Consider the following 527-nt stretch of genomic DNA (forward strand, 5'->3'; position numbering starts at 1 on the left):
TCGCATCGCTAGGTTGTAAAGTGCAGATGGTCGAGCGTCACCCAGTCGTGGCGGCCTTGTTGGATGACGGCTTGGCTCGCGCGAAACAAGACCCAGAAATCGGCTCGTGGGTATCTGAGCGTATGTCGTTGATCCATGCCTCCAGCCATGACGCGCTGGATCAACTGGCGCAAAACCGCGAGTTTGTGAAACCGGATGTGGTGTATCTCGACCCGATGTACCCACACCCAGAAAACAAAAAGAAATCCGCGTTGGTGAAAAAAGAGATGCGCGTCTTCCAATCTTTGGTGGGAGCGGATTTGGATGCCGATGGATTGCTCGAACCTGCTCTGGCATTGGCAACGAAACGCGTGGTGGTTAAGCGCCCGGACTACGCGAACTGGCTGAACGAGCAAAAGCCAAGCATGGCGATTGAAACCAAAAAGAACCGTTTCGACGTCTACGTCAAAGCCTCGATGGCATAACCTCCTGACTCGCAAAAACTTCTCGTCACAGCATTGAACCAAGTGCTGTGACGCTGCCATTCT

General features: G+C 53.3%; 1 protein-coding gene. It reads left to right on the plus strand.

Annotated elements, in window-relative coordinates:
* On the plus strand, nt 1–464 hold a 464-nt coding region (locus R7O13_RS30630; protein WP_318305691.1), incomplete at its 5' end, for a class I SAM-dependent methyltransferase.
* Nucleotides 465–527 lie beyond the last annotated feature (63 nt).

Source organism: Vibrio sp. Y176 (assembly GCF_033438945.1).